This is a genomic window from Pseudomonas sp. Irchel 3A7 (assembly GCF_900187565.1).
Taxonomy (GTDB): domain Bacteria; phylum Pseudomonadota; class Gammaproteobacteria; order Pseudomonadales; family Pseudomonadaceae; genus Aquipseudomonas.
On sequence record NZ_FYED01000004.1, the window covers coordinates 289,033 to 308,829 of the forward strand.

The following is a 19,797-nucleotide window of genomic DNA, read 5'->3' on the forward strand; positions in this document are numbered from 1 at the left end:
CAACAATAAAAAATCAGGGCCCTGTCATGAAAAGAATATTCGGCAAACTCTACGTACAAGTACTCCTCGCCGTGATCCTCGGTGCCATCGTCGGGGTCTTCGTACCCGAAACCGGAACCGCGCTCAAACCCTTGGGCGACGCGTTCATCAAACTGATCAAGATGCTCCTCGCGCCGGTGATTTTCCTGACGGTGGTTACGGGCATCGCACGCATGGATAACATGAAGGAACTGGGCCGGGTCGGCTTTCGCGCGCTGCTGTATTTCGAAGTGGTATCGACCCTGGCGCTGGTGCTCGGGTTGGTGGTGGTCGATGTGTTCAAACCCGGTGCCGGCATGAACATTGACGTCGCCACGCTCGATACCGCCAGCATCGCCACGTACACCACGGCAGGCAAGCATGCCTCGTTCATGGACTTCGTCATGAACATCATCCCCGACACCATTGTCGATGCCTTCGCCAAGGGCAACGTCCTGCAAATCCTGCTGTTTTCCATTCTGCTGGGCATCGCCCTGGCCCATGTCGGACCGCGCGGCAAAGCGTTCGTCGACACCCTGGACAGCCTGATGCAGGGCATGTTTCGCATCGTCAACATGGTCATGCGCCTGGCGCCGATCGGCGCATTCGGTGCCATTGCATTCACCATCGGCAAGTACGGTTTTGGTTCGCTATTCTCCCTGGGCAAGCTGATGGCTTGCGTGTACCTGACCTGTGCGGTGTTTGTGATTTTTGTGCTGGGGCCGATCTGCCGCTACAGCGGTTTCAGCCTGTGGAAATTCCTAAAGTTCATCAAGGAAGAACTGTTCACCGTGCTGGGCACCAGCTCTTCGGAATCGGTGCTGCCGCAGATGATCTCCAAGATGGAAAAGGCCGGCGTTTCCAAACCCGTCGCCGGGATGATCATTCCCTCCGGCTTGACCTTCAATCCGGACGGGCAGGCCATCTACTACACCATCGCGGCGATTTTCATTGCCCAGGCGACCAACACGCCACTGACCCTGACCGATCAATTGATCGTGCTGGCGGTGCTGATGTTCACCTCCAAGGGCTCGGCGGGCGTCACCGGTTCCGGCTTCATCATTCTGGCGGCCACGCTGTCGTCCCTCGGTACGATTCCGGTGGCGGGCATGGTGTTGCTGCTGGGTGTTGATCGGTTCATGTCGGAAGCGCGTGCGATCACCAATACCATCGGCAATGGTGTCGGCACCATGGCGATTGCCAAGTGGGTGGGGGCGCTGGATACGGTGAAAATGCACAAGGCGTTGAATGGGGAGGTGGTGGAGGTAGGGCAGGTGAATGATGTGATTGTGCCGACATCGGTAGTGGCTGCTCCTTTGTCGGTGAGCCTCAAAAATGCCTCTCGGGCATAGGATTGGGTACATATCCATTCCTGCGGTAACAGCTGCAAACGGTTCCGCCCTAACGGCGGGTCATTTGGAAAAGCCTGTAGGAGCGAGCTTGCTCGCGAAAAACGTCTGGACGACGCGATCATCCAGGCAGAGCGCGTTATCGTTGACGTCCATCGCGAGCAAGCTCGCTCCTACAGAAATGCGCTCGGCCTTCCGACGGGGCAGATCAAAAGCAGAGCAAAGCAAAAGCGAGGCGGCCTGACAGCCGACCTGGGTTGCGGGCCTATCTGCGATCCAACTGTGGGAGCGAGCCTGCTCGCGAAGGGGTCGTGTCAGTCACCATTAATGTTCGCTGTCAGACCGCTTTCGCGAGCAGGCTCGCTCCCACAGGGGATTGGCGTACATCTGCAAAAGCCAGGTCGGCTGTCAGGCCGCCTCGCTTTGGCTTTTGATTGCAGGCGCCCCGTTAAACCACGATGGCCCATCGCGGCGACCCACGACCATTGGTCGCCCTCACTCAAATAATGGATATGCGCCCAATCCCCAAGCGCGCCTGAAGCCGCCGCTGTCCACCTCCACCACCAAGGGCTAAACTCCCGCGATAAAACCAAAACAACGACGTGACCTTGCCTGTATGAAAATCCATCCTCTGCCGCCACTCAATAGTCTGGTCGCGTTTGAAGCCGCCGCGCGCCACTTGAGTTTCACCCTGGCCGCGCAAGAATTGAACGTGACCCAGGGCGCAATCAGCCGCCAGGTACGCCTGCTCGAAGATTACCTGGGTAAGGTCTTGTTCGAACGCACGACCCGCACCATTCACCTGAGTCCGGCAGCCAGTCAATATTACGAAACGGTTCGCGCCTCCTTGCTGCAAGTGGCGCAGGCCACTGGTGAAATTCGTCATTGGCAGGGCGCCGAGCAAGTGACGGTGGCCACCAGTACGGCGATGGCGTCGCTGTGGTTGCTGCCCAAAGTGACCGAGTTTCAACGTGAAAACGAAGAGATCGATCTGCGCATCATCGCCCATGATCAGGTCAAGGATTTCTCGCGCCTGGATTGCGACCTGGCGTTGTATTACTGCAGTACGCCGCCGCGGGAAATGCAGGTCACGCCTCTTTTTTCCGAAGAGGTCTACCCGGTGTGCAGCCCCGCGTACCTGGCGAAACATCCGGCCTTGAACACGCCTGCCGACCTGGCGGCCTGCACCTGGCTGGTCCTCGACGATCCGCAGCGGGACTGGATCGGCTGGTCCGAATGGTTCCAGAGCCAGGGGCTGAAAAACGTCGAGCCCAAGCGCCGGATCAATATCAACAGTTATTCGATGGTGATCCAGTCGGCCATGAATGGGCAGGGCATTGCGCTGGCCTGGTCGAACCTTGTCGATGACTACCTGCAAAGCGGCGCGCTGGTGCGGCCGCTGGATGCCGTGTTGCGCACCGATGCGCAGTTTTGCCTGCTTGAACCGCTGTCCCGCGGCGGTATGCGGCAAAGCGTGAAACGTTTTCGTAGTTGGCTGATGAATCAACTCCCGTCGACGCCGTAACACCACCTGTAGGAGCGAGCTCTGCTCGCGAAAAACGTCCAGACAACGCGGTCATTCAGACAGCACTTTTGATCGTTAACGACCATCGTCGGAACGCCGCCCGGAGACAAGCTCGCTCCTACAGAGCGTATGTGTTACTTCGAAAAAGTGTCTATTCATGATCAAAGGTCATGAATCCCTCCCGAAATATCGTTTGTCGACACCCCTCCCGTTTTCCGAAACTTGCCGCCAGCGGACCTGGCCAGCGAGCCTGCCGAACATTCCAAACCGTGCCCAGCAGGGGAAAACAATAATGAGCACCATCCAGCAAATTCCTGTGCATCACCTTGAAACTGTCCTCAATCCGATTCATGAAGCCACCGGCCTGAGCAACGAGTTCTACACCGAACAACGGTACTTCGAACTCGAGCGCGATCAGGTCATGGGCAAGACCTGGGCCTGCGTTGGTTTTGCCAGTGATCTGGGCAAGGCCGGTTCGGTCAAGCCGATCGACTTCATGGGCCTGCCGCTGCTGTTGATGCGCAATCGCGAAGGCCTGGTGCAGGTGTTCCATAACGTGTGCAGCCACCGCGGCATGAAGCTGGTGGAGGAGGCCGGTGAGGTGCAAGGCGTCATTCGCTGCCCTTACCACTCCTGGACTTACGACCTCAACGGCAGCCTGCGCGGCACGCCTCACGTCGGCGGTATCGATCAGCACAAGGATGAGCGTTTCGCCTGTGAGAAACACGGTTTGAAAGCCATTCGCAGCGCCATCTGGATGGACATGGTGTTCATCAACCTGTCCGGTGATGCGCAGCCGCTCGAAGACATGCTCGCCCCGTTGACCCAACGCTGGACCCAGTTTCTCGGGGAAGACGGTATGAGCCTGCTGCGCCGTCGTCCCGGCCACGACGCCACCACGCTGGACATCAACTGCAACTGGAAGCTGGCCGTAGAGAACTACTGCGAGGCCTATCACTTGCCGTGGGTACACCCGAGCCTGAACTCGTATTCGCGTCTGGAAGATCACTACAACATCATTTTCGACGAACACTTCGCCGGCCAGGGCAGCTACGCCTACAACCTGTCGGACGTGGCCGGAACGCACCTGCCGAAATTCCCGGGCTGGCCGCTGGACCGCCTGCGCAATGCCGAATACGTGGCGTTTTTCCCGAACGTCTTGCTCGGCATCCAGGCTGACCACGCCTTCGCCATGCAGCTTGAACCGGTTTCGCCGGGACGCACCATCGAGCACTTGCGCCTGTTCTATGTCGGCGACGAAGCCGCGAGCAGCGCAGAGTTCAGCGCCTGCCGCGATGCGATCCTGGAATCCTGGAAAGTGGTGTTCGCCGAAGACATCAGCTCGGTCGAAGGCATGCAGAAGGGCCGGCATTCCCCAGGCTACAAGGGCGGCGCGTTCTCCCCGGAAATGGACATCCCGACGCACTTCTTCCACCAGTGGGCCGCACGTCAATTGCTCGCCACCACGCCGTCTGCCTGAGGAGGTTGTCCCATGTATCCGATAGCCTCTCACTGGCTCAACTACATCGACGGGCAATGGAGTGACAGCGTCCAGCGCCTGACGGTGAACAACCCAGGCTCCGCCGAGCCGTTGGCGACCATCGCCCAGGCCACCGTGGCCGATGCCGAGCGTGCCGTGCAGGCGGCCCGACGCTGCGCTGACAGCGGTGAGTTGACCCGGGTGCGTCCGGCGCAGCGGGTCACCTGGCTGCTGCGTATCGCCGAGGAAATTCGTGCCGTGGCGGATGAGGGCGCCTGGGTGCTCTGCCAGGAAAACGGCAAGCGCCTGATCGATGCCAAGGACGAGTTCATCGAGGCGGCGCGCTACTTCGAGTACTACGCCGGCATGGCGGACAAGATCGAAGGCACCTCGATCCCGCTGGGCAACGGTTACATGGATTTCACGCTGTACGACCCGATGGGCGTGTCGGCGCAGATCGTGCCGTGGAACTTTCCGGTGTCGATCTGTGCCCGTTCGCTGGCGCCGGCCCTGGCGGCCGGCAATGCGGTGGTGATCAAGTCGCCTGAGCTTTCACCGCTGGGCATGTGCGTGCTGATCCGCGCCATTGCCAATGCCGGTTTGCCCCAGGGCGCGGTCAACCTGATTTGCGGTCGTGGTCGCGAAGTCGGTTCGCATCTGGTGAGCCACCGTGGCGTCGATCAGATCGTGTTCACCGGTTCCGTGCCGACGGGCCAGTCGATTTTGCGCGATGCCGCTGCGCATGCGATTCCCAGCGTGATGGAGTTGGGCGGCAAGTCGGCGGCGATTGCCTTTGCCGACGCCGATCGCGAGCAGCTGCTGGCCAGCGTCAAGTCGGGCATTTTCTTCAATGCCGGCCAGGTCTGTTCGGCGATGTCGCGGCTGCTGGTGCAGCGCGATATTTATGAAGACGTTGTAGAGGCAGTCGTCGCCCTGGCCGAAGGGCTCAGTGTCGGTGAAGGCTTTGAAAACGCCGACCTCACACCAGTGGTCAGTGCCGGGCAACTGGCGGGCATCGAAGCCTTGTGCCGACGTGCCGTGGAGGACGGCGCCATCGCGGTCACCGGGGGCGAAGCCTTCGCCGAGCGTGCCGGGCACTTCATGCGTCCGACCGTGTTCCGCGATGTCACGCCACAGATGTGCATTGCTCAGGAAGAAGTGTTCGGACCGGTGTTGGCGATCATGCCGTTCGACACCGAAGAAGAGGCCATCGCCATCGCCAACGGCACCGAGTTCGGCCTGGTGGCCGGGGTGTTCACCCAGGACATCAGCCGCGCCATGCGCTGCACCCGTCGCTTGAAATCCGGCCAGGTGTTCGTCAACGAATGGTACGCCGGTGGCATTGAAACGCCGTTTGGTGGCGTCGGTTTGTCGGGCTTCGGCCGGGAAAAGGGTCAGGAAGCCTTGTACAGCTACGTGCGCACCAAAAACGTGGCGATCCGGATCGCCGGGGAGTGAGCACCATGTTCAAGACTTGGCTTTGCATTGTCTGCGGTCTGATATACGACGAGGCGTTGGGCTGGCCCGAGGATGGCATCCTCGCCGGTACGCGCTGGGAAGATGTTCCCGAGGACTGGGTGTGCCCGGAATGCCACGTCGGCAAGGCTGATTTCGAGATGCTCGATATCAGCGAGTACACCGAGGCGGCTGCGGCTGTCAGCGTCCCGGTCAGCGCGCCGCCACTGGCCGTGCCTGTTATCCCTGCGTTACTGCGCCAGCCGGTCGTCATCATCGGCAGTGGTTATGCCGGTTATGGCCTGGCCCAGGCATTGCGCAAGGCCGATCCCGAGGTCGAGATCCGCGTACTGACCCAGGAGTCCGGGCACCTGTATTCGAAACCGGCGCTGTCGATCGGTTTATCCCAGGGCAAAAGTGCCGAGGCGTTGTCCGGCGAATCACCCTTGGCGATCGAACAGCGGCTGAACATCCGCGTTTATCCCCATTGCAAGGTGCTGGGCATCGACAGCGCGAAGCGACGCTTGCGCACCAGCTTCGGTGAGATGGAGTACGGCCAACTGGTCCTCGCCAGCGGTGCCCAGCCTATCCGCCTGCCGATCCAGGGCGAGACGGCGGCCATGCTCAGCGTCAACAACCTGCAGGATTACCACGGCTTTCGTGAGCGTCTGACCGGCGTGCAGCGTGTGGCGATTCTGGGTGATGGCCTGATCGGGTGCGAGTTTGCCAATGACCTGGCCCACAACGGTTTCAGCGTGGATGTCATCGGCCTGGGTCGCTGGCCGATGGAACGCCTGTTGCCCGCCGAAGCGGGGCAGGTCCTGCAAAACGCACTGGGTGACTTGGGGGTGAAGTGGCATCTGCAAAACACCGTCGAGGCCATCGAAGCGAGCGGGCAGGGCTATGCCCTGAAACTGGCGGGAGGCCAAATCCTTGAGGCTGATCTGGTGTTGTCGGCGGTCGGGCTGCGTCCTGATCTGAGCCTGGCGCAGAGCGCTGGCCTGGCGGTCGGACGCGGCATTCAAGTCAATGCCCGGCTGCAAACCTCGGCACCGGGTATCTACGCCTTGGGCGATTGCATTGAGATCGACGGCCAGTTGCTGCCTTATCTGGCGCCGATCAACCAGGGCATTCAGGCACTCAGCAAAACCTTGCTCGGCCAGCCCACCGACGTCGACTACCCGTTGATGCCGGTGACGGTGAAAACCCCGGCCGTGCCGCTGTGCCTGTTGGCGCCGGCGATGGCCGGAGAAGGGCAATGGCGATGCACGCCGACGCCAGACGGTATGAGCGCCGGTTTCTATGACGCCGAGGGCCGGCTCAACGGCTTTGTCCTGCTCGGTCGCCAGGCGCAAACGCAGCGCAGCGCATTGCTGCAGTCCTGTCAGAACTCTCAGCAGGCTGTCGCCTGAGGCTGGAACCATGAAAAATTCGATCAATTTGCCTTATGACGATGCGAGCTGCGGCTGGTACGCAGCATTGCCCGAGCAGCCGGCGTGCAAGCGCTTGTCCGGCGAACAGCGTGCAGACTTTGCGGTAGTGGGGGCGGGCTTTGCCGGCCTGGCCGCGGCCCGTCGCCTGGCCCAGCATCACCCCGAAGCGCGCATCATTTTGGTGGATGCGCAGCGGGTCGCCCATGGTGCCTCGGGGCGCAACTCGGGGTTCGTGATCGACTTGCCCCACAAGTTCGCGCTGGAGCATCCGGACCCGGCACACAAGCAACGTTTGCTGTCGCTCAACCGTTCGGCCATTTCACAGTTGCAGGGCCTGGTGCAAACCCACGGTATCGAGTGCCAATGGTCCCATGCCGGCAAGTATCAAGGCGCGGTGGGCCCGCGTGGCCTGGCGTATCTGGATCACTTCGAGCGGCTGATGAGCGACCTGGGCGAACCCTTTCGCCGGGTCGACTCAAAAGAGCTGGCCGGCGTACTGGGCACCCAACATTACAGCGGCGCGATCTACACGCCAGGCTGCTACCTGATGCAACCTGCCGCGCTGGTCACCGGCCTGGCGCGCACGCTGCCGGGCAATGTCGAGTTGCTGCAAGAGTCGCCCATCCAGCGACTGGAGCGCGACGGTCGGGGCGGCTGGATTTTGCATGGCACCAACGGCGTGATCCGCACACCGCAACTGTTGCTGGGCACCAGTATCTTCACCCAGGAGTTTGGCTATCTGCGCAATCGCCTGTTGCCGGTGATGACCTTCGCCAGTTGGACCCGTCCGCTGACCGATGCCGAACTGGCCACCTACGGCGGTCAATTGGACTGGGGCCTGACGCCGGCGGACCACGCCGGTACGACGGTGCGCATGACCCAGGACCGCCGCTTGATCATCCGTAACACCTACAAGCACGTGCCCAAATATGGCCGAAGCACCAGCGATGCCATGCGCTCAAACGTGCACGATGCGCATCGCAAGGCCTTCCAGGCGCGCTTCCCGCAACTGGCCGACGTGCCGTTCAGCCACACCTGGGGCGGGGTGTATGCGATCTCACGCAACTTCACCAACTTCTTCGGCGAGCTGGAGCCGGGCGTCCACGCCTCGGCGTGCGACAACGGTGTCGGTGCGGCCTGGGGCACGATTTCCGGCACCTTGCTGGCGGATCTTGCCGTGGGGGCCGACTCCGTACAGTTGAACGACATCCGCGCGGTGACCGGCATGCCGTCGCTCAACCCGCCGGAGCCGTTCCTCGGCCTGGGTGTTCGCTCGCGAATTCGCTTGGCGGCCTGGAACAGCCGGAGCGAGTTATGAGTAAGCCCGAGAAAGGTAAAAGCCGGGTGTTGCGCATCGACCACCAGGACCTGGATTTCACTTTCCGTGGCGGTCCGCCCGGTGCCGCCTGGGTCGCCCGTGCCCTGAGCAATGAAATCTCGCCGAACATCGGCGTGGGTTTTGCCCGTTGGGAGGGCGCGCAAGTGGCCTGGACGGTGCTGTATGACGAGGTGATTTTCGTCATCGAGGGCTGCTTTGAACTGCAGGTCGGCGACGAGCTTTTCCAGGTCACACCCGGGCAGTTGCTGTGGATTCCCGAAGGAACCGCGTTGGTGTACGGCGGGCATGCCTTGTTTGGCTATGTGGTGCATCCGGGTAACTGGAAGCAGCTCCACGGTTTGACTTGAGTCATCTGACCGTGGCCTGCGGTTGCAGGCCACGGGTTTCGCGATCTCATTTTCCGGGAATCAGCACCGTGTTTGGACTGACGAAGATGTTCGGCGCGCTCTATTTGGCCAGCCTGTTGATGCAGCTGGGATCGACGTTGCTGATGACTTACCTGGCGCTGCGCCTGAATGGATCGGGAGCGGCCGAAACCGCGGGCGGTGCGTTGATGGCCGCCAATGCCCTGGGCATGGTGCTGGGTGGTTGGGTCGGGCGTAGCCTGATCGCGCAGGTGGGGCACATTCGAACTTACGCGGCCTGTGCCGGCATCATTGCGGCGGCGGTATTGGCCCACGAATTCAGCGCGTCATTGCCTTTTTGGCTGGTGCTGCGAGCGCTCGTCGGGCTGGCGATGATGTGTCAATTGATGGTGATCGAAAGCTGGCTCAACGACCAGGCCAGGACCGAACAGCGCGGCAGTGTCCTGGCGCTGTACATGGTCGCCAGTTACGTCGGCATGATGCTCGGTCAATTGGCCTTGAGTCTTGATGAAGGGTTGGGCATCCGTGCGTTGCTGGGTGTGGCGATGGTGTTCGCCTTGTGTTCGGTGCCCGTGGCACTGACCCGTAGCGCGCATCCGACGGCGGTGCCGGCGGCCTCCATTGACCTGGGATTGTTCCTGCGGCGGATTCCGCAGTCGCTGGTGACCATTCTGGTGTCCGGGATGATCAACGGAAGCTTCTACGGACTGGCCGCGATCTATGCCAGCAAGCAGGGGTTGGGAACGGCGCAGGTCGGGCAGTTCATGGCCTTGACCATCGGCGCCGGGCTGTTGGCCCAGTTGCCGTTGGGCTGGCTGTCGGATCGATTGCCCCGTGCCAGCCTGATCCGCGCCGTGGCGGTGTTGTTGATTCTTGTCAGCCTGCCGCTGGCGGTCAATCAAAGCCCTTCGTTTGCCACCTTGCTGTGGTTCGGCGCGGGCATCGGCTTCTTGCAGTTCTGCCTGTACCCGCTTGGCGTGGCGCTGGCCAATGACAACATGGAGCCGCCGTTGCGTGTGTCGCTCTCGGGCATGCTGTTGATCACGTTTGGCGTCGGCGCCTGTTTCGGGCCGTTGATCGCGGGTGTGCTGATGGAATACCTCGGTGCGTCGAGTTTTTACTATTTCTATGCCGGCAGTGCCTTGCTGCTTGCATTGCTGGTGGGCCAGAGAAAAATCACCGGCAAGCACCTGCAAAAGGATGCGCCGCTGCATCACCCGGTGACGCCCAACGGGATTGCCAGCTCAAACCTGGTGTCGGTAGTCGAGCCTGTGGGCGAGGGCACGCCCTTGTGTAGGAGCGAGCTTGCTCGCGATGGTCGTTAACGATAACGCGTGCTGTCTGAATGAACGCGTTATCCGGGCGTTTTTCGCGAGCAAGCTCGCTCCTACAGGACTGTAGGTCATAGGCGGTTTATTGATGCGTTTTTCTCATGAGTCGGTGACTAAATATGGTTTGAACGGTGGTTTGGTTTCAATCATCTTGGCAATGCTGCCAAAACCGAGATAGACCGGAATTAACCTGCGGATAAAGCGTTCCGGCGTCAGTCGATGCCGGGCGATAAACATCCTGCGGAACACTATCTACACCCTTAAACAAAAACAAAAGGGGAAAACAATGCGTGCGCAATCCGGCATGTTGAAAGGCCTTAATCCGAATGTGACAGTGGCTTCCATATTAGCAGTGATCATTTTCGTTCTATTTTGTGCATTTAAAGATGAGCAGGCAGCCAAGGCCTTTGAGATGGCTTCGGTGTTTATTCTGCATAACTTCAAGTGGTATTACATCGCACTGATCAGTGGTGTACTTGGCCTGTTGCTTTATATCTCCATCAGCCGTTTCGGCACGCTCAAACTGGGTCGCGAACATGATCGGCCCGAGTTCAGCTTCGCCTCATGGATTGCGATGCTGTTCAGTGCGGGTATGGGCATCGGCCTGATTTTCTGGTCCGTCGCCGAACCGATGCTGCACTATGCGGACAACCCGTTTTCCAAGGGCTTGACCGATGAATCGGCGACCCTGGCCATGCGTATCACGCTGTTCCACTGGGGCCTGCACCCTTGGGCCATTTTCTCGATGATCGGCCTTAGCCTGGCCTACTTTGCCTACCGTAAAGGCTTGCCGCTGGCGCTCCGTTCACTGCTTTACCCACTGATTGGCGATCGTATTTATGGATGGATCGGTCATGTCGTCGACATCATGGGCGTTGTCATTACCGCCTTTGGTGTTTCCCAGTCGCTTGGCCTGGGTGTTGTGCAGATCAATACCGGATTGCACCAAGTGTTTGGTATTCCGGTCAGTGTCGGATTGCAGTTATCCATCATCCTGTTTGTCAGTATTGTTGCCTGTATATCGCTATTGGCCGGCCTGTCAAAAGGCATGAAGCGTATTTCCACGCTTAATATGTACTTGTCTTTCATATTGATGCTGGCGGTACTTGCCATTGGTCCAACCCGCTACATTCTGAACTTGATGTTTGAATCCACCGGCGACTATGTGCAGAACATTGTCGGCCTGAGTTTCTGGATGGACGCGCAGAAGGACACCGAATGGCAAAACTGGTGGACGGCGTTCTACTGGCCATGGTGGATGACCTGGGGGCCTTTCGTCGGGTTGTTCATTGCGCGAATTTCCAAAGGCCGGACCATTCGGGAGCTGGTGGTCGGGGCGCTGCTGGTGCCGACGATGGTGACCATTCTGTGGATGTCGGTGTTCGGTGGCGCGGCGCTGAAGAATGAGCAACAGGACAAACAGGCTTACCAGGCGTCCGTCGCGGCTCAAGTGGTCACTCAAGAACAACCGAAGTTCGAAGGCGGCACGGTACTGCTCGCCACCAAGAAAGAAACCACCGCGGCCATGTTCACCTTGCTGCAATCGCTCGATGGCCAGGCCATTGGCGCCGCGTTGTCGATCCTGGTCTGCGTGTTGCTCGGGGTGCACTTTGTCACCACGGCGGATGCCGGAACCCAAGTGTTGTGCACCCTGTGTGCGCTGGGCAGCACCAATCCACCCAACTGGATCAGATTGCTCTGGTGCATTCTGGAAGGGGCCATTGCGGCGGGGTTGTTGCTGGCCGGCGGATTGAAAGCCATTCAGATGGCGAGCATCGCGGCGGGTCTGCCGATTGCCATGTTGCTGCTGGTGATGTCTTACACGTTGATTCATAGCTTGCGCAAGGAGATGCCGGCAGTTCCTGCGAGGACACCGGCGGTGGGTGATTTGCCGGAACAGGTTGAGCGTCGTGACGTGGAACCGGTTGTGAACAAGGCGGGTTCGCTTGCTGCGGCGCAGGCTTATTGATCAACAGCTGTAGCCATTTCACTTGTGGGAGCGAGCCTGCTCGCGAATGCAGTGTGTCATTGAGCATAAATGTTGACTGACACGCCGCATTCGCGAGCAGGCTCGCTCCCACAGTTTGATCTTCAGTGAACGCGAAACCTGCGACCGCCGAAGGTCCTTTGTGGGAGCGAGCCTGCTCGCGAAGAGGCCGGTACATTCAACATCCATATCGACTGACCGGACGCCTTCTCGAGCAGGCTCGCTCCCACAGTTTGATCTTCAGTGAACACGAAACCTGCGACCGCCGAAGGTCCTTTGTGGGAGCGAGCCTGCTCGCGAAGAGGCCGGTACATTCAACATAGAATCTCCTACAGTTTGATCTTCAGTGAACGCGAAACCTGCGACCGCCGAAGGTCCTTTGTGGGAGCGAGCCTGCTCGCGAAGAGGCCGGTACATTCAACATAGAATCTCCCACAGTTTGATCTTCAGTGAACGCGAAATCTGCGACCGCCGAAGATCCTTTGTGGGAGCGAGCAGGCTCCCACATTCGGACAGAGTGCATCGGCAAAAAATGCAGGTCCATTCCTCTCCATTTTGACAACAGTGTTTGTCCCGCCCAGCACTGTTTGGCATCGGGTCAAAGCCCTAGCATCGTCTCTACCGAATGAACCCATACCAAGGGTTCACAAGGCCCAAGCCAACAAACTTGAACGAGACGGTGACCCCCATGAACATCTCAAAAATCGCAATTGTTCTCGCGCTCGCTTGCATAGGTGCGCAGGCCTTTGCCGAAGAAAGCCATGCCAAGCCGCAAGCCGGCAAGCCGGCGGTCGAGACCTATACCTACGGATCGAAACTGGACATCAATAAGGTCATCACCCTCAGCGATGTACCGAACGAATGCGGCCCGGTGCCGGCGCAAATGACCTATGAAGACTCGCAAGGGCAACGCCATGTCCTGCAGTATCAAGTCATGGGCAGCGGGTGTTCTAACGGTTGAGTGCTGTGCGGGCGGTGGAGGGTCGACACTCCATCCGGACTCAGACGTTTTTGGCGTTGAACGACGTGCGGGCAATTTTTTCATCGGCAGCCAACAACCCGGGAATGTAGTCCTTCAAGAACTCCACCCAGGTTTTTATTTTTGCATCGACGAATTTTCGTGAAGGGTAGATGGCAAACAGATTCAACTCTTCAAAATGATACTCGGGCAGTACTCGCACCAGAGTGCCTGCCTTGAGCCCGGCAACGGCAGACGCCACCGGCTGGATGCCGATGCCCATGCCACGGGTGAGGGCGACGGTCATGGCATCGGCGGTGTTGACGTGAAACGGCGACTCCGGGGTGTTGACGGTCTCCACGCCTTCGGGTCCTTCAAAGACCCAGTGCTGGACCGGCATGACCGTGTGGACGATTCTCAGGCAATCGTGCGCACCCAGCGAGCCCGGCGTGTCGGGTGTTCCGCGTTTTTTCAGGTACGCCGGCGAGGCGCAGAGAATGCTGTAGGTGATCCCCAGCCGCTGAGCGACAAATCCCGAGTCGGGCAGGTCCCGCGCCAGCACGATCGACATGTCATAGCCTTCCTCCAGCAAGTCGGGCAGCCGATTGGTCAAGGTCAGATCAAACAACACTGACGGATGCGTCTCGCGGTATTTGGCGATGGCATCGATCACGTAGTGATTGCCGATGGCCGACATCGCGTGAATCTTCAAGCGGCCGACGGGGTTGATCTGTGCCGTGCCCGCTTCCTCTTCCGCTTCGCGCACCTCTTGCAGAATCTTCTCGCAGCGCTGCAGATATCGCATGCCGGCCTCGGTCAATGCCAGGCGCCGGGTCGTGCGATTGATCAAGCGTGTCTGCAACCTGGCCTCCAGGCTCGACACGGCTTTGGACACGTTGGTCGTGGTGGTGTCCAACAGCTGGGCCGCTGCCGTGAAGCTGCCGCTCTGGGCGACCGCCATGAAAAAACGCATGGTCTGGAAAACATCCATCGGTGTCACCTCAGGGGGGAAGTCAAAAATTATAGGGGCTGGCCGGCACAACGATGGATCAGGCCAAAAAAGAGCGGCTGTGTGAAGAGCCGCTCCTGTGCCAGGTTACTTTTTCCGGGGAATGAACCCCGGGACACCGGTTTCAACCACCGAGTTGAAGCGAACCCGGGTGGTGATGTCCTGGCGGATTTCATGCATGGCCCTGTGGGGCAGGGTCGAAATGTCGCGGTTTTCCTGAATGTGGCTCAGGGTGGCCGAGGTGGTCAGGAACGCCACGCCGCGTTGCACCGCCCAGGCCAGGGCCACTTGTGCCGGGGTCTTCTGCAAGCGCTGGGCGATACCGGTGATCACCGGTTCTTCCAGCACGTTCGGCTCCATGCCATGGCCGAGGGGGGCAAAGGCCAGGACGATGATCCCGTGCTGTTGGCAAAACTCGAGCAGTTCCCATTCCGGCAGGTAAGGGTGGGATTCGACTTGCACCACGGCGGGTTTGATCCGCGCCACGGCCACGATCTCTTTCAGCGCCTCCAGGGTGATGTCGGACAAACCGATGGACTTGCAGCGACCTTCATCCACCAGAGATTCAAGTGCCCGCCAGGTGTCGATCAGGGTCACGCCCGAGTCATAGAGGACATGGCCAAAAACATCTCGGGGATCCTGATCGTCACCGGCTTGAAAGGCGAATGGCGTGTGGATCAGATAGCAGTCGATGTAGTCCACCTGAAGCCGGCGGCAACTGGCTTCAAAGGCCGGCACCACCCGCTCCGGACGATGGTTGGTGTTCCACAGTTTGGTGGTGATGAACAAGTCCTCGCGCCGCGCCTTGCCGGCGTCCATGAAGGCCTGCAGGGCCACGCCAACCTGTTCTTCATTGCGATAACGCTCGGCGCAATCGAAATGCCGGAACCCGGCTTCCAGCGCGTGGGTGATCGCCTGGGTGGTGACGCTGAGGTCTTTGAACAGGGTGCCGAAACCCACGGCGGGCATCTTTCCTGCACCGTTGTTCAGGGCAAAGGCGGTATCTCGAAGGTCATCGTGAAAGGCTTCGTAGGACATGAATTGACTCCACTCTCAGGGGGCCACGACCGCAAGCGCGGACGTGGCCTTTCATAAATTGGTTTTTGATTAACCTGTGGCGAGGGGATTCATCCCCGCTCGGCTGCGCAGCAGTCGTAAATCCAGACAACTCGATTTGCCTGAATGAATGCTGGGGCTGCTTCGCAGCCCAACGGGGATGAATCCCCTCGCCACAGGTTTCTTGTTTGTCTGAACGTTTTTTGCGTTTATTGGTATGACGTGCTGCCTGTTTCACGGCTGGCAACGCGCTGCTCAAACACACCCGCGCAATTCCCGCCCAGCGCCACAAACAACTGCACCGTGTCCAGGTACTGCGCCGTTTTCGCCCGGATATGCCCCAGCAAGGCCTGCTCATAGGCACGTTCCGCCTCCAGCACCTGGAGGATGCTGTTCTCGCCCTGGGCGTAGGCTTGCTGGTTCAAGCGAAAACTGGTTTCGGCGGCGCGCAACGCGTCGTCCTGCGCCCGGTATTGTTCGGCGTCATGGTTGATCGCCTGCAGCGTGTCGGCGACCTGGCCGAACGAGCTGATAACCGTTTGTTGGTAGCTGGCGAGCGTCGCGTTGTAACCCTCCACGGCGGCCTGGCGTTCAGCCTTGAGCGTGCCGCCATTGAAGATCGGCCCGGCAATCCCCGCCGCGAAGCCCCAGAGTGCCGCGCCGCCATTACCGGAAGCGGCCTGGGCCAGAGACGCGGACAACGTCACCTTCGGATAGAGATTGGCGGTCGCCACGCCCACGGCGGCGCTGGCGATATGCAACTCGGCCTCGGCTTGCTGCACGTCCGGCCGGGCGCGGGCCATCTCGGATGGCAAACTCACGGGCACACTGGCCGGCAGGGTGAAATCAGCCAGGTCGAACGGCGGAGGGATCCAGTCGGCAGGGCCTTTGCCGGTCAGAATCGACAGCGCATGACGTGCGGCATCACGCTGCTGGGCCAGGGGCGGCAACAGGGTGCGGTCCTGGGCCAGCCGCGTTTCGGCCAGCGACACATCGACCTGCGTGGTGCTGCCGTTGATATGCGCGGCGCGCACCAGTTCGAGGTTTTTGCTGTCATTGGCCAGCAGTTTTTCCACGGCCTGAATTTGCGCATTGGCCGACGCAACCAGCAAGGCCTGGCTGGTCACATCGCTGGTCAGCTTCAGGTACGCCGCGTCGTAACGACGCTTTTGCAGATCGGCGAACGCTTGCTGCTGTTCGACCAACCGCTTGTTGCCACCGAACACATCCAGGTCGAAACCGACCCGTGGCCCGATCGCATAGAAGTTGTCGGTCGCTGGCGCCTTGGCGTTGTGCAGCCGTTGGCGACCGGCCGTTGCGCCGAAGTCGACCTGCGGATACAGCGCACCTTCTGCGGCGGCCACGGAGGCGGAGGCCTGGCGAATGGTGGCATCGGCGGCGACTAACTCAAGGTTGCCGTCGATGGCACGGCGTACCACCTGGTCGAGCTTGGGCGAGCGCAAGGCCGACCACCAGTGGCCGCTGACTTTCCTGCCCGGTTCGATGCGCTGCCCGCCGTCCTGGCCAAGACGCTGCTCGGCCTGTTGGTCATAGTGCTGCGACGGGCTATCGGCCGGGGTCTTGAAGTCAGGGCCGACGGTACAGGCGGACAGGAACACCAGTACCGAGAGTGCGCTGAGCTTCGCCGGGAATGGCGTTTGAAACGGATGACTGGATATCATTGGGCACACTCCACAAAACTATTGGGTCGCAGCGGGTTTGCGAAGAAAGACAACCAGCGGGCTCACCACCAGCATCGCCACCAGCAAAATCTTGAACTGGTCGACAACAGCGATGAACGCGGCCTGGTGGGTGATCAGGTGGTTCAGCCCTTCAAGTGCCGGTAAGGGCAGCGACGCCGTGCCGAAATGTGCAACGGCATGAAAGGGCGTCACATGGCTGGCCATCGCCAGGTGCATCGCCTGGGTGTTGTTGAAGAAGTAGATCTGCACAATCGCCACGCCCAGGGTGCTGCCATACACACGCAACAGGTTGAAAACACCGGTACCTTCCGGGCGCAGCGTGGGGGCGAGGGTGCTGAACGCCACCTTGGCCAGGGCCGCCATCGACATGCCGATGCCGACACCCTGGATCGCACCGGCCAGCGCGACCGGCGGCCAGTCCATCAGCGGTGAATAGCCGAGCATCAGCCAGTTGGCATAGATCACCAGGGCGACGCCGATGGCCACGAACAGCCGGCGGTCGAAACGCTCGGGAAGTCGTCCTGTCAGCAGGAACGCTCCGACCAGTCCCGCGCCGCGCGGCAGGGTCAGGGCGCCGGTGGTGTCAGGCGGATAACCGAGAATTTCATCGAGCATCGGCGACGTCAGCGCCATGGTCGACAGCAGCACGAAACCGATGGCGAAAAAGATCAGCGTCGACAGCACGAAATTGCGATCAGTGAACAGGTGCTTGTTGAAGAAGTGCACCTTTCGGGTCAGCACATGCACGATGAACAGATACAACCCAAGCCCACTGGCCAGTGCCTCGATCCAGATTTCGGGCGAGTCGAACCAGTCCATGCGTTCGCCTCGGTCGAGCAGCATTTGCAGGCTGATCATCGCCAGGGTGAAGCTGCCGAAGCCAAAGAAATCGAATGGCGGTGCTTTCTCGGCTTTTTTCTCGGCCAGCAGCAGCGCAATCACCATGAAGATGTACGCTGACAACGGCAGGCTGATGTAGAAGATCGGCCGCCAGTCGAAATGCTCGGCGATCCAGCCACCGATGCTCGGGCCGGTAGCAATGCCCAGGAGCACGATCGCCGTCCAGGTTGCGCCAAATTTCATGCGCTTTTCAGGTGCCAGGGTCTCCAGGGCAATCCCCATCGAAAGCGGTGCCAACACACCACTGGCCAGGCCCTGGATGATCCGTGCGCCGATGAATTCCAGCGGCGTCGTTGACGCCGTCCCGAGCAGCAGGCCGAGCACGAAAACCGCCAGCGCAACCTGATACAGCCGCTTCACGCCAAAGCGCGCGGCGAGCCACTGGGCAATCGGCATCGTGATGGCGCTGGCCGCCAGGTACGCGGTGAAAATCCAGCCGGCCTGGTCGTCGGTCATCGACAGACTGCCTTGAATCAACCTGAGCACCGCATTGGGCAACGGCAGGTTCGCCGATTGCATGTAGGTCGCCAGCAGCACGGCGAATCTCAGCGAGCCCGCGGCTCCATCAGTCTTGGCGTTCATCAGCCATTACCTGCGGTTAACAGCGATTTGAGCGGGCTCCACCAGGGCGTGCGGTGGCCGGTGTCGACTTTCACGGTGGCGCTGGTGCCGGAAAACAGCGGCAGGGCAGGGTCCGGTTCATCCAGTTCGAGACGCACCGGTACCCGCTGGACCACCTTGACCCAGTTGCCGGTGGCGTTTTCCGGCGGCAGCAGGGCGAAGTCCGAACCGGCGCCGGGGCTCATGCTGGTGACGTGGGCCTTGAACACGCGATCCGGGTAGGTATCGATGTTGATGGTCGCTTCCTGGCCCGGACGCATATGCGTAACCTGGGTTTCGCGGAAGTTGGCCTCGACCCAGACCTCGTGATCGGAAATCAGCGCAAAGGCTGGCGCGCCGTTGTTGAGGTAGTTGCCCACCTGCAGATCGTCGACCTTGGCCACGATGCCGTCGGCGGGTGCATAGACCGTGGCGTACGACAGGTAAAGCTGCGCCTCGTCCAGCTGCGCCTTGGCCTCACGCACTGTCGGGTGGCGGTCGGCTTCGATGCTCGGGTTGCCATTCAAAGCCACTACGGTGCTGGCGATCTGTTGTTCGATAGACGCGATGCGCTGACGTGAAATCTTCAGGTCGGTTTCCGCGCGCTCGTAAATGGCCCGGGAAACGAACTCGGTCGCCACCAGTGCTTTCTTGCGGGCGAATTCCTTCTGGTCGAAGTCCGCCGACTCTTTGGCCGATTGCAACTCAGCCTGCTGCTGGCGGTAGCTGGCCTTGAGGCCATCGATGCGCAGCCGCGCGACGCTCAACTGCGCCTGGGCACGGTCGATGGCGATCTGCAACGGTTTGGGGTCGATGCGAAACAGCACATCGCCCTTGTGCACCGGCTGATTGTCTTTGACGGCGATTTCCACCACCTGCCCGGAAATCCGTGCATTGATCGAGGCCTTGGCCACCCGGGCGTAGGCGTTATCAGTGGTGACAAAGGGCTCGCCCGCCACGTATTTGGCATAGCTGATGACAGCGAACAGGGCAGGTACGCCCACCATCAGCCAGGGGCGCAGTGTTTCCTTGAGCGGTTTCTTGATCCGCTCTGGGTGCTCGAAGGTCTGGGTAGCCGGGATATCGAACTGCTGGGTCATGAACACACCTCAAACCGAATAATTGCCGTGAGAAAGCAAACCCGCGTGCGGTGGGGAGGGTGGCTCCGCCGCACCTGTTTCGTCGCTGCAATACCCGGTTCGAGCTTCGCTACAACAAACGTGAAAGGCAGGAACTTCTGGTTCCTTAATTTTGTGCGATGATGTAAGAATATCCACGCGCCCACCTTC

Annotated in this window: 15 protein-coding genes and 1 pseudogene; 11 read left to right on the forward strand and 5 right to left on the reverse strand. The window is 60.2% G+C overall.

Features of this window, described 5'->3' with window-relative positions:
• The first annotated feature begins 26 nt into the window (after positions 1-26).
• From CKW21_RS08555 to CKW21_RS08605, 11 genes and pseudogenes are all read left to right on the forward strand, one after another.
• Complete coding sequence (locus CKW21_RS08555; protein WP_095193539.1) at positions 27-1,370, forward strand: dicarboxylate/amino acid:cation symporter; 1,344 nt, start codon at positions 27-29, stop codon at positions 1,368-1,370.
• A gap of 613 nt (positions 1,371-1,983) precedes the next feature.
• Positions 1,984-2,892 (forward strand): LysR substrate-binding domain-containing protein, encoded by a 909-nt coding sequence (locus tag CKW21_RS08565; protein WP_095193541.1) that lies wholly within the window; start codon positions 1,984-1,986, stop codon positions 2,890-2,892.
• A gap of 292 nt (positions 2,893-3,184) precedes the next feature.
• Positions 3,185-4,372: an aromatic ring-hydroxylating dioxygenase subunit alpha gene (locus CKW21_RS08570; protein ID WP_170948647.1), complete on the forward strand. Its 1,188-nt coding sequence runs from the start codon at positions 3,185-3,187 to the stop codon at positions 4,370-4,372.
• 12 nt (positions 4,373-4,384) lie between these two features.
• Entirely contained in the window at positions 4,385-5,830 is a 1,446-nt protein-coding gene (locus tag CKW21_RS08575; protein ID WP_095193542.1) for an aldehyde dehydrogenase family protein, read from the forward strand.
• A 5-nt stretch (positions 5,831-5,835) separates the two neighbouring features.
• Positions 5,836-6,000: pseudogene (locus tag CKW21_RS31730) on the forward strand (rubredoxin); the annotation flags it as partial.
• Positions 5,989-7,239, forward strand: coding sequence for an FAD-dependent oxidoreductase (locus CKW21_RS08580; protein ID WP_256590168.1), 1,251 nt, complete (start codon positions 5,989-5,991; stop codon positions 7,237-7,239). The pseudogene CKW21_RS31730 and the gene CKW21_RS08580, both read left to right, overlap by 12 nt.
• Positions 7,240-7,249: 10 nt before the next feature.
• Positions 7,250-8,578, forward strand: a complete 1,329-nt coding sequence (locus CKW21_RS08585) for an FAD-binding oxidoreductase (protein ID WP_095193543.1) — start codon at positions 7,250-7,252, stop codon at positions 8,576-8,578.
• Positions 8,575-8,946, forward strand: coding sequence for an ethanolamine utilization protein EutQ (locus tag CKW21_RS08590; protein WP_095193544.1), 372 nt, complete (start codon positions 8,575-8,577; stop codon positions 8,944-8,946). Before CKW21_RS08585 ends, CKW21_RS08590 begins: the two co-directional genes overlap by 4 nt.
• Before the next feature lie 77 nt (positions 8,947-9,023).
• Entirely contained in the window at positions 9,024-10,289 is a 1,266-nt protein-coding gene (locus CKW21_RS08595; protein ID WP_095193702.1) for an MFS transporter, read from the forward strand.
• Between the two features lie 292 nt (positions 10,290-10,581).
• Positions 10,582-12,264: a BCCT family transporter gene (locus CKW21_RS08600; RefSeq protein ID WP_256590156.1), complete on the forward strand. Its 1,683-nt coding sequence runs from the start codon at positions 10,582-10,584 to the stop codon at positions 12,262-12,264.
• 706 nt (positions 12,265-12,970) lie between these two features.
• Positions 12,971-13,243, forward strand: coding sequence for a DUF2790 domain-containing protein (locus tag CKW21_RS08605; RefSeq protein ID WP_170948649.1), 273 nt, complete (start codon positions 12,971-12,973; stop codon positions 13,241-13,243).
• 40 nt (positions 13,244-13,283) lie between these two features.
• On the opposite strand, the gene CKW21_RS08610 is transcribed toward CKW21_RS08605, so the two are convergent.
• The 5 genes from CKW21_RS08610 to CKW21_RS08630 all read right to left on the reverse strand — a co-directional run bounded on the left by CKW21_RS08610 (position 13,284) and on the right by CKW21_RS08630 (position 19,608).
• Complete coding sequence (locus tag CKW21_RS08610) at positions 13,284-14,231, reverse strand: LysR family transcriptional regulator (protein ID WP_095193545.1); 948 nt, start codon at positions 14,229-14,231, stop codon at positions 13,284-13,286.
• A 105-nt stretch (positions 14,232-14,336) separates the two neighbouring features.
• On the reverse strand, positions 14,337-15,287 hold the full coding sequence (locus tag CKW21_RS08615; protein WP_095193546.1) for an aldo/keto reductase: 951 nt from the start codon (positions 15,285-15,287) through the stop codon (positions 14,337-14,339).
• 227 nt (positions 15,288-15,514) lie between these two features.
• The gene (locus CKW21_RS08620) at positions 15,515-16,987 is read right to left on the reverse strand and encodes an efflux transporter outer membrane subunit (RefSeq protein ID WP_095193547.1); all 1,473 of its coding nucleotides are present in this window, start codon (positions 16,985-16,987) and stop codon (positions 15,515-15,517) included.
• Positions 16,988-17,005: 18 nt separating this feature from the next.
• Positions 17,006-18,490: a DHA2 family efflux MFS transporter permease subunit gene (locus tag CKW21_RS08625; protein ID WP_095193548.1), complete on the reverse strand. Its 1,485-nt coding sequence runs from the start codon at positions 18,488-18,490 to the stop codon at positions 17,006-17,008.
• On the reverse strand, positions 18,490-19,608 hold the full coding sequence (locus CKW21_RS08630) for an HlyD family secretion protein (protein WP_095193549.1): 1,119 nt from the start codon (positions 19,606-19,608) through the stop codon (positions 18,490-18,492). Before CKW21_RS08630 ends, CKW21_RS08625 begins: the two co-directional genes overlap by 1 nt.
• Positions 19,609-19,797 lie beyond the last annotated feature (189 nt).

Coding starts and splice junctions, on each gene's coding strand:
- CKW21_RS08555 (WP_095193539.1), top strand. CDS start 27: ATGAAAAGAATATTCGGCAAACTCTACGTACAAGTACTCCTCGCCGTG.
- CKW21_RS08565 (WP_095193541.1), top strand. CDS start 1,984: ATGAAAATCCATCCTCTGCCGCCACTCAATAGTCTGGTCGCGTTTGAA.
- CKW21_RS08570 (WP_170948647.1), top strand. CDS start 3,185: ATGAGCACCATCCAGCAAATTCCTGTGCATCACCTTGAAACTGTCCTC.
- CKW21_RS08575 (WP_095193542.1), top strand. CDS start 4,385: ATGTATCCGATAGCCTCTCACTGGCTCAACTACATCGACGGGCAATGG.
- CKW21_RS08580 (WP_256590168.1), top strand. CDS start 5,989: ATGCTCGATATCAGCGAGTACACCGAGGCGGCTGCGGCTGTCAGCGTC.
- CKW21_RS08585 (WP_095193543.1), top strand. CDS start 7,250: ATGAAAAATTCGATCAATTTGCCTTATGACGATGCGAGCTGCGGCTGG.
- CKW21_RS08590 (WP_095193544.1), top strand. CDS start 8,575: ATGAGTAAGCCCGAGAAAGGTAAAAGCCGGGTGTTGCGCATCGACCAC.
- CKW21_RS08600 (WP_256590156.1), top strand. CDS start 10,582: ATGCGTGCGCAATCCGGCATGTTGAAAGGCCTTAATCCGAATGTGACA.
- CKW21_RS08605 (WP_170948649.1), top strand. CDS start 12,971: ATGAACATCTCAAAAATCGCAATTGTTCTCGCGCTCGCTTGCATAGGT.
- CKW21_RS08610 (WP_095193545.1), bottom strand. CDS start 14,231: ATGGATGTTTTCCAGACCATGCGTTTTTTCATGGCGGTCGCCCAGAGC.
- CKW21_RS08615 (WP_095193546.1), bottom strand. CDS start 15,287: ATGTCCTACGAAGCCTTTCACGATGACCTTCGAGATACCGCCTTTGCC.
- CKW21_RS08620 (WP_095193547.1), bottom strand. CDS start 16,987: ATGATATCCAGTCATCCGTTTCAAACGCCATTCCCGGCGAAGCTCAGC.
- CKW21_RS08625 (WP_095193548.1), bottom strand. CDS start 18,490: ATGAACGCCAAGACTGATGGAGCCGCGGGCTCGCTGAGATTCGCCGTG.
- CKW21_RS08630 (WP_095193549.1), bottom strand. CDS start 19,608: ATGACCCAGCAGTTCGATATCCCGGCTACCCAGACCTTCGAGCACCCA.